Source organism: Mariniflexile sp., from assembly GCF_041583155.1.
Lineage (GTDB): Bacteria > Bacteroidota > Bacteroidia > Flavobacteriales > Flavobacteriaceae > Mariniflexile.
In genome coordinates, this window is the sequence record NZ_JBFHGK010000078.1 from 1 (window position 1) to 9,229 (window position 9,229).

The 9,229-nt window shown below is 31.0% G+C and carries 11 protein-coding genes, 1 tRNA gene and 1 pseudogene; 1 reads left to right on the forward strand and 12 read right to left on the reverse strand.

Annotated features, from left to right (window positions below; all coding sequences use genetic code 11):
* Positions 1 to 92 precede the first annotated feature (92 nt).
* From ABYI63_RS16650 to ABYI63_RS16685, 8 genes are all read right to left on the reverse strand, one after another.
* The gene (locus ABYI63_RS16650; RefSeq protein ID WP_372757993.1) at positions 93 to 1,070 is read right to left on the reverse strand and encodes a DUF3871 family protein; all 978 of its coding nucleotides are present in this window, start codon (positions 1,068 to 1,070) and stop codon (positions 93 to 95) included.
* A complete protein-coding gene (locus ABYI63_RS16655; protein ID WP_372757994.1) occupies positions 1,048 to 1,950 on the reverse strand; it encodes an AAA family ATPase in 903 nt (300 codons plus the stop codon). The genes ABYI63_RS16650 and ABYI63_RS16655 overlap by 23 nt, the downstream gene beginning before the upstream one ends.
* 83 nt (positions 1,951 to 2,033) lie before the next feature.
* Entirely contained in the window at positions 2,034 to 2,525 is a 492-nt protein-coding gene (locus ABYI63_RS16660; protein WP_372757995.1) for a hypothetical protein, read from the reverse strand.
* Between the two features lie 625 nt (positions 2,526 to 3,150).
* Positions 3,151 to 3,345: a hypothetical protein gene (locus tag ABYI63_RS16665; RefSeq protein WP_372757996.1), complete on the reverse strand. Its 195-nt coding sequence runs from the start codon at positions 3,343 to 3,345 to the stop codon at positions 3,151 to 3,153.
* A 7-nt stretch (positions 3,346 to 3,352) separates the two neighbouring features.
* A complete protein-coding gene (locus ABYI63_RS16670; RefSeq protein ID WP_372757997.1) occupies positions 3,353 to 3,775 on the reverse strand; it encodes a hypothetical protein in 423 nt (140 codons plus the stop codon).
* Positions 3,776 to 3,788: 13 nt separating this feature from the next.
* Entirely contained in the window at positions 3,789 to 4,022 is a 234-nt protein-coding gene (locus tag ABYI63_RS16675) for a hypothetical protein (protein ID WP_372757998.1), read from the reverse strand.
* 47 nt (positions 4,023 to 4,069) lie between these two features.
* Entirely contained in the window at positions 4,070 to 4,483 is a 414-nt protein-coding gene (locus ABYI63_RS16680; protein ID WP_372757999.1) for a hypothetical protein, read from the reverse strand.
* Positions 4,484 to 4,981: 498 nt separating this feature from the next.
* A complete protein-coding gene (locus tag ABYI63_RS16685; RefSeq protein WP_372758000.1) occupies positions 4,982 to 5,230 on the reverse strand; it encodes a hypothetical protein in 249 nt (82 codons plus the stop codon).
* Between the two features lie 716 nt (positions 5,231 to 5,946).
* Between ABYI63_RS16685 and ABYI63_RS16690 the strand changes: the two genes are divergently transcribed.
* The gene (locus ABYI63_RS16690) at positions 5,947 to 6,096 is read left to right on the forward strand and encodes a PspC domain-containing protein (RefSeq protein ID WP_372758001.1); all 150 of its coding nucleotides are present in this window, start codon (positions 5,947 to 5,949) and stop codon (positions 6,094 to 6,096) included.
* 46 nt (positions 6,097 to 6,142) lie between these two features.
* On the opposite strand, the pseudogene ABYI63_RS16695 reads toward ABYI63_RS16690, so the two are convergent.
* The 4 genes and pseudogenes from ABYI63_RS16695 to ABYI63_RS16710 all read right to left on the reverse strand — a co-directional run.
* Positions 6,143 to 6,250: pseudogene (locus ABYI63_RS16695) on the reverse strand (DUF5679 domain-containing protein); the annotation flags it as partial.
* 825 nt (positions 6,251 to 7,075) lie between these two features.
* Positions 7,076 to 8,272 (reverse strand): tyrosine-type recombinase/integrase, encoded by a 1,197-nt coding sequence (locus ABYI63_RS16700; protein ID WP_372758002.1) that lies wholly within the window; start codon positions 8,270 to 8,272, stop codon positions 7,076 to 7,078.
* A gap of 203 nt (positions 8,273 to 8,475) precedes the next feature.
* Positions 8,476 to 8,549, reverse strand: a tRNA-Asn gene (locus ABYI63_RS16705).
* 74 nt (positions 8,550 to 8,623) lie between these two features.
* Positions 8,624 to 9,229: site-2 protease family protein (locus tag ABYI63_RS16710; protein ID WP_372758003.1), on the reverse strand; the 606-nt coding region annotated here is incomplete at its 5' end.

The window sequence follows — 9,229 nt, forward strand, 5'->3', positions numbered from 1 at the left end:
ATATAGAGCCATTCTGAGCTACTATATTTAAGCTGCTCTGCCAAGTCTTGTTTATCCATTTCATAAATTAAAATTTAACGAAATAGCTATAACTAGTTTAAGAACCAGTTTTCAGTTTGATTTTGCATTGAATTAGCTAGCCCTGAAACAAACTCAAAGGCATTGGCGTTACGCTCTAGATTGCTATCGATGTAGCTAGACTTATTTGCTTCTGTAAAATTGTTATACAAATGCCATAGATTAATGGAGCCATCTTCATTCCTATTAAAATTCTCATCCTCATAGTAGTTCTTCACTACTGTCCCAATTTGATTATCATTCAATCCAAGTGCCAACTTGCCAACTTTTTCTTCCTTATTTAAATGGGTGTACATACGCATTTTACCAATAGTATGAGCGAACTGTAATTCATCTAAATGAAATTTGGACATACGCTCCATATTACCAAGAAACCTTTCTTTATCAAATTGCTGTATTAACTCATTGATTTTATCTTTCAACTCTGTTACACTGCTCACTCTGATATCTGCGTTAAGCCCATCCGTGCTTATGCAAAGGTTGGTGCAAATTAAATTTTTGAAGCCAATAAAAACCTTAAATTTCTCTAAGTTTCTTTTGCTGTACAAATTCTCCTGATTAAGAGCTCTTACTCCTCCAATGGTTAGGGACAGTCTATTATTATTCACATTTTCTGTCAAACTTGGCAGCTCGAACATGAAGGCGCATCTTTGGTAATAAATAGTTTTTTCCTCTGGTCTTAACTCCTTTACAGCTTTTCCAATAGCAGAAGGCACCCTGCCTTTAATCACATGTGAAATTCTGATATTAGGTTGTAATATTTTAGTTCCTGAAAAATTAGCTTGAGCTACCTCATTGGTTGCATCAATGAATTGAGCATGCGAAATAGATGATTCATTATCACTATAAACTGGTATAATGCACTCTTTTTTTAGGTGATCTAGTGTCACTTGTTCTGTGTTTGCTTCGATGAAGCTACCTTTTGATATGGTAACTTCTTGTTCTGAAATTACCTGATTATCAATATTGTTATTTACTATTGTCAATTCCATTTTTATTGTTTTTTGATTGTTCTATAATTTCTGTGTTTGGTATAACCTGAGATGCTACATTTTCAATAGCAGTTTTCCTTAAAAGAATGGTATCCTTAATTTTAGTTTGATAGTCAGGGTACTTCTTATAAATATGGTGCAATCCACTGATTGTGGTACATGCAAAAATCTCCTTTGCTATTGTTGCAAGTTTTTCTTGTTCTGTTCCGGTACCATTTTCACACCATTCACGTATCTTCCTTCCGGTACTTGTATTTATAATAAATTCTGGCTTATCAATAAATAGTCCAGTTCTGTCTTTTGAAGCTAATACTTGGTGAGCTATATCAACATCAAAAACTATTGTAAACTCGTAATCTAGATCATTTCTTTGGATTGCCTTTAAGCCTACTTTTTCAGGCACAAACTTGCCGTTTTTTTGATTAAGTACATAATCCTGTTTTACACGCATGGTACTTATTATGTGAACATTGGATTGAAGTATCTTGTTTACAAAAGCATTTTGACGAGGAGTTATTTTTCCCCAATTAGTAAAACTATTTCCAGGCATATTACTATGCACATCTAACAAGTAGTCCCAGCAATGGCTTAGGCTATCAATAATTATAACATTCATATTAGCTTCAAGACAAATGTCAATAGCTTCAATATACTTTTCTGGAGAATATGGTGCATCAATTGATAATACATTATAGCTTCCAAGGTGCGCATACAAATCAGCACTTCTATTTTCTGTATCTATAATGGCTACTTTTGAAAAATCTCCATTTGTCAGTCCTTTTGCGAGTAGTAAACTTGAATAAGTTTTACCACTTCCAGCACTACCTTGTAATGCCAATTTAATTTTTGCTTGTTTCCTTTCGGATTTTCTTAACTGCATAATTCGTATTTTAAATTTGAATAAATAAAAAAGGACCTACACATTGATTGTATAAGTCCTAACTCGAAAAAGTGTTTTGGGGATTACATCACCAATTCATCTTCAATTACTTGTTCTGAAAATTCAGTAAGTGATCCTGTTGCTGTAGTGACACCGTCACGATCTGAAACTAACAAAGTGTCTTTAGCCTCAAGGTCAAAAACATAATTGGTTTCACGATAAACAGGCGCACCTAAGTGAGTGATAATATCACCGTCTGCACCTTTGCGCTTAGGCTCTTGTGATTCATAAAATGGCTCTAAGCTTTCAGTAACAACTACTTTTCCTTCAATAGGATAAGGTGCGTCCTCAACAATAATTGTCTCCATAGCCTTCGCATCTAATTCATTAAGAGTTATAAAAGCTGATCTGTTTGCAAAGGACATGAATCCATTATTAATTACTGGAGCACGTTGGTCTACACGAATTTTCCCAAAGGTTTCTCCTTTAGAATTTTCAAAATAAGTTACAAGAGCGCCTGTAACAGGGTGTGCCTTAACTAGAGGCTGATTTGAAAGAACTTTAGATTTGTCCATAATTTCAAATGATTTAAATTAAGCTGTTTGGTAGGCACAACATTTAGCCTGAAAGTAAACTGATTACTCTCAAAACATAAAAAGAGTTGAGCGTGAAGTTTTGGTTTTTTTATGAGTTAGCGGGAAGGTAAGATTGGAAATGTTTTTGGACTAATTAAACATGCCTTTTTAAAAACTTCATGATATGAATTGTAGTGCCCCAAGTGCCCAGTTTTCAAAAGAGGGAGGGGGCGTCTATGGTATTATGTTGTGTTCGACTATGAAAACACTTTTCAAAAAAAAATTTAAAAAAATAAAATTTAGTTGATGTTGCCAAATAATCGGGATAGTAGAAGTAAAAATTGTGTTTGGAGTTATAGTAGGTTTAACTTTTTCATCTCTACTATTCCGTTAACTAGCACCTGTCAAATAATGGACATATTTTATAGTTTTCTTTATATAGAGTAAACCTAAAATTTAAAATATGTCCATAAATTTAGAGATGAATACCCTTTTGATAAATAGTACTAATTTGAAATCTAGTTTTTACCGCGCAGTTATTCTTTATTATTAATAAATTATTATTTTTTAACGTAATGCATGTGCCTTAAATGAGTTTTAATGAGTTTTTATTTCTTTTAGGAGGCTACTTATCATTTAGTTTTATAAAGCCATATATGGCTAATCCACCAACTACTATTATTCCTAATGCTTTTATACTATTTCCAATACCATCACCAAAGCTATGCCCGTCCATCATCCCTGTAAATCCCCATAGACATAATAAAAAAGCAATTATGCCTATGATAGCACATCCATTGTTGTTACTTTCTTCTTTCAATTTAAGATTAGTAAAGCACTAGTGAAATAAAAAGTGAAAGTACCATAATTAATAAAATAGACGTTGCACAACCACCAGAATCCTTTTTTACATACCCGTGTTTTAAAGCAACATACTCTTCTTTATTGAAATGAACCATAGTAGTATTATAGATGACATCAATCCATTCAGTCTTTGTCAAGTCACCTTTAATATAATTAGAACTTGTTCTAGCAATAGTTTTTAGCCCTAAGAGTGTTTCAATACTAAAGTAAACATCGCCATCATTAGTTCTATTTAAAGCATAATAATCAAATCCTTTTTCAAAGTTCTTTAAAGGAATAAAATAGCATAGCTGCTTACTATCGTTACAAGCCAAAACAGGGTTTTTATCGTCAATAATGAATGAAACAGCTTGCTGGTAATTTGGATATTCATATTGTAATTTCATAACACACCTTAAATTAATGTTCAATTAAATTATTATAAACTTTCTTTTTTACATCTTCAATTAACTCAATGACTTCCATCTCATTTAGACCAAGTTGTTCAATTCCTTCTAACATACTTTTCTTGTAATTTTCTGAAACCACCATAATTGCTTCCATTACAGCTAAACTAGCTAAGGGTGTTCCCATCATCGGATTGCTATTACAAACTTCGATGACTTTGTTTTCCATTTTCTCCTCTAGCATCATTCTTAGATTATTCATATCACTATTTTATTATGTTTATAAAATCTTGTTTATTGTTTTATCCAAGTTACTGTAGTTCCCATTGTCATGGAGTTCTCAGAAGTTTTTTGAAATTCATAAAAGTCCTTTCCACCAGTTCCAGAAATTTCGCTTGCAAGATGAACTTCTGATTTATAAGTGTTACTTGAACTTGATTCAATTGTATAAGGCCCTTCAAAAAGTGACCAGTATTGTTTTCTACTGTCTTCTTTAATTATGCTATTATTTGCATCCAATGTTAGTCGTATTATATCGTCAGATGTGAACTTCAAACCACTTTGAGAGTTTTCTTCGAACCAAACCCCTTGAATCCAAGATGGCGGGTTAAATTTAAAGTTTGAATTATTTGAATCACTATCATCACTACTACATGACAGCATACTGACAGAGATTAATAATGCTAATAAAAATTTACTGTTTTTCATAATATTAAGTTTTGTTAAGTTCAGCCTTGGGGAGGCTAATTATTAATTTTAGATGCACTTTCCCATAGTACAAATATGTTTATAGGGATTCACTTCTCATTACGGAAATCCTCAGTTTGGGACTATTTTATTTGCCCTAAAGTTAATTAAAATATCAATATTGCGACCTTACGTCCGCATTTAATTCTGCGGCAATCTATTCTTTTGTTACATGGTTGATGTAAACAAAAGGATATGTAATTACATTGCTTTGGAGTGGATTAATGCAAGCAAATCCAATCGGAGTTTTGCTCTTGACCATAATATTGATGAAAAGACTGTTAGAAAGATTCTTCAAGAAGATGGTTACAGAATACCCGTTAAAACACTTCAAAAAATCTGTGATGCTAGAGAAATACGATTATCTCATTTTTTTGAATTAATAAATTTATAATAGCAGACCACTCTAATTTCCAAAAAAAAGTTGGCAACTTGACCTCGATAACTTTGACAAGTTATTTACGGCCTTTTGAAGGGTACCTTGATATGAACGCTATATTTGTCTAATTCCAATCCGTATTTAAAACTTCTTACTTCAGTTATGGTGTTATTTTCTGCACCATAAACAACTTCAACAAAGAACTCATCTATAGCATAACAGTTAATATGAATATCTTTAGTAATGTAGTTAACTAAGAAAGTACCGTATTGATTTACGGCCTCCATACGTTCATTTAGTTCTAATCTGTTAAACTCGTATAGTGTCATTATTTCAAATTAACTCTATTAGTTTATAAACTCCATACCATACCAATAACAACTATAATAAACCCCAACCTCAAATTTTCGGCAATATACCAGTACGGTTTATATTGTTAAGGCTCGAATTTCTTGTAATCATATTCCAATTTATTAAATATAACAAAAAAAAAATTCCGTTTATGTATAATGGTATTGTTTTCTCTTATGAAAATTAATAGGTTTAAAACCTAACAAAAGTCATGTTTTAACCAAATTGGGTTATTTAAATTCGCACAGTAAAATTCGATGGTTAATAGCCAAAAAAAGAGGATTGCCAGTTAATGGACTTATTCTCTTTTTTTTGTTTTTAATAAATGCGTGTGACAGATACCAACGTACTTTTAAATTATTCCCACTAATAAGCGCTCATAAGCGAGAACATTCAATTTAATATCAATCAGAAAAACGCATTATTTCTTTTAATAAAAGTTCAGGTTTTAAATTCCCTGTATGGTCTGTTAATTAGATAGTTGAGGTTTTTTTTGTTTATTATTTTTGTTTAATTGGTACAATTAGGTTTTTGAAAGTTCGTTATATCGTTTATTTAAAACATTTAGAACTTTGCAGAATACTTATCAAGACTATGCCCATATTTAAAACTCTTTACTTCTATTATGGTGTTATGCTCTACATCATAAACAACCTTAATTGTTTATATTTGAACTATACTTAATGAAATAAATATGATTTTAGGAGTTTCAGAATGGCTAAGCGGTAAATTAGGTTGGAAAACATCTCATATCCGTATTGCCTTTGTTGTGTCAGTATTATTCTTTGGATTTGGAATTGGACTTTATTTAATTCTTTGGATAGTTAAAATGTTTTCAAAATAAGAAAAAGGGAAGTTAATTACTCCCCTTCAATCTATTCATCGCAATACTAAGCTTTACCTAAGATTCTAAACATTCCTGTTCCACAAGTTGGGCATTTGCCTTTCATTGCTTTTCTACCATTTTTCATAGTAACTTCAGCAGCACCTTTTATCTCTTTTTTTGTCTTTACATTTTACACAATATCCTTCCATATTTTTTTAGATTTTATTTTGGTTAAACTTTATGTTTAAAAGATAAGGCTTATAAGATTTTGTAACAAATAAAAATTACTTAATATAACTTTCCTTCAACCTGCCAATTTCCAAAATAACTTTCTTTCCATAGCTATCTTGTTTAGTTTATATATTTAAGTAATACTACTTCTTAAGTCTGCTATTAATCTAAAAAAAACTTTACTTTGTTATTTAAATTTAAGATTATTATTTAATAAAAAAGGTGAACAGATGTTCACCTTTTTTGCCCCAAATCTACCATGAACTTAACCTACTTATGTTATGGTAGTTGAAATGTAATTATATCAAACTATAATAAATAAAATTTTTAGTCAAAATGCTTAAATAATTGTCCAACTGTCTAATAAAGGGAATTGTCAATTACTTTTTCTCCTGTCCACCTCCAAGCTAATTTTTATGAACTACTTTTCAGTAAATGTCTTTTATGTGATTTTCAAGTTACTGCGTCTATTTAGTTCAATACCTAACTTAATAAATAAAATCAAGTTTTTAAAAGAATATTTTTGCCTTTAAAATGTAAGTATAATTACATATAAAGTGTTATTTTGTTAAAGTTTTATGTGTTTCAGCGTTTTTATATGCTTTTAATCTGTTTTTATAAAAAATATCCGCATATTTGTCTCATCAAATTAAATGACCCAAATCTACCATAAATTTAAATTACTTTTTGATTTAACCCAAATCTACCAAAATTTAACCTACTTAAGTTTTGGTTTTTTTGTATTAAAAACCATGATTGACTAAAGCTAACTACTTCCCTTCAATTTCTCCATTTCCAAGCTAACTTTCTTCTGAACCACTTTCCCATAGCTTTCCTGCGTTATCTTCATATTACTATGTCCCAAAAGTTCACTTACAATCTCCATCGGCACATCATTATAAAGTAATACAGTAGAGGCAAAAGTCCTTCTAGCCATGTGAGTAGTGAAGTTTTTATCAATTCCAATAATAACAGCAATTTCTTTTAAATAGGAGTTATATCGCTGATTACTTATTCTAGCAAACACGTACTTTCCACTACTACTATGGCGTTCTATAATTTCAAGTGCCTTAGGGAGCAACGGTATTGATAAGGCTTTAGATGTTTTTTCACGCTTCATCTTAATCCATCTGTTACCATCAAAACCTATAATAATATTAGAATACTTTAAGTCCATTAACTCTCTATATGGCAACCCTGTATAACAGCAGAATACAAATAAGTCTTTTACAAATTGTAATCTAGGTTGAGTAAACTCGTGTTCTTCTAACTTTTTCAGCTCTTCTGGAGTCAGAAATACAACCTCTATTTTAACTGTTTTGGTTTTGTAAAGTATAAATGGGTCTTTTTCTAAAAAGTTTTCTGCAACAGCTACCTTTATAACCCTTCTGAAACGTTGGATTTTTTTGTTAATAGTTACTTGCTTTAACTTCTTTTTTTTCACCTTTAAATAGTATTCCAGTTCTGTTAAAAAATTAGCTTCCAACTTTTTTAAAGGCATATCATTAACTTTAAACTTCCATTTTATGAAGGTTTTAATATCTGTTTTAACATAATCAAACTTATTCCAAGTTACTTGTTTAATATCAATACCAATGAGTGTTTTAAGCTTGTTTAAATACATTTCAAAATACTCCTCTACATTATATTCCTTTTGCGTTTTCTTACCTAAATAGAGGCTGTAAATGTCTTCTAAGGTAAACACCTCTTCCTTAACTTGAAGCAATAAAAAAGCCTTATTAAGTTTTGTTTTAATAAGGCTTAGTTGATTGTTTACGGTTTCTAAATCAGGTTCTGGTGGCTTGACTATTTGTTTTTTACTATCCCAGTTTTTAGGGTTTACAAATTGTCCTGTACTAAAGTTTTTTCTAGTTTTATTATATGTAAGTCTACACATTAACGCACAAAGTCCTTTAGAATTAACTTTTTGCTTATTAATTATAAATAATATATTGATTTTCATTGTTTTTAATTTTTTGATTAATGGGTGTCTTTTAAAAATGGATGGGTGTCCAAATGGGTGTCTTTTTTACAACAAAAAACTTGGCAAGTTGTCATTTAGAAGAAAATGCAATTAATGTAGACAATACATCAAATCCCTTGTAGATACCGTATAAAACTAAAAAAGACCTACATGTAAATGTAAGTCTTTTTCTTGTTAACTTGCTCCCCCTCTTGGGCTCGAACCAAGGACCCTTTGATTAACAGTCAAATGCTCTAACCAACTGAGCTAAGGAGGAGTGTTATCTTTTCGCCTAAGCGAGCGCAAATATATATATCTTTTTAATTACTGCAAACATTTTTTAAAAAAAATTTAATTAAAAATTGCTTTAAAGATATCGTTACCATTTGCGAACAAAACCAAGGCTATTAGTATAAAGAATCCAACCATTTGTGCATACTCCATAAACTTATCTCCTGGTTTTCTTCCTGATACTATTTCGTATAGTAAAAACATTACATGTCCGCCATCTAAAGCAGGTATAGGCAACAGGTTTAAAACAGCCAACATAATAGATAAAAAGGCTGTTAAATACCAAAAGGCATGCCAGTTCCAAGTTGCAGGAAACATGTTTCCTATAGCCGCAAAACCACCAATTTGCGCTGCGCCTTTTTTGGTAAAAATATATTGAAACTGAGCTAAATAATCTTTTACTTCCCAATATCCCTGGCTTATTCCTCCCGTGATACTTTCAGCGATTGAATATTCTCTATTACTTATTTTAATATAATCTTTATCGGTTGCTTTTACAGCTATGCCTATCGTTTTATCTTCATTTTGCGTAATGCTTAAGTTTTTAACTTCATTATTTCGCTCAACTTCTACGTTTAGTGCGCTATTAGCGTTGTTTTTAATCTGATACGTTAAATCGGTATAATAGGTTATTGGTTCTCCATTAACTGCTATAATCTTGTCTCC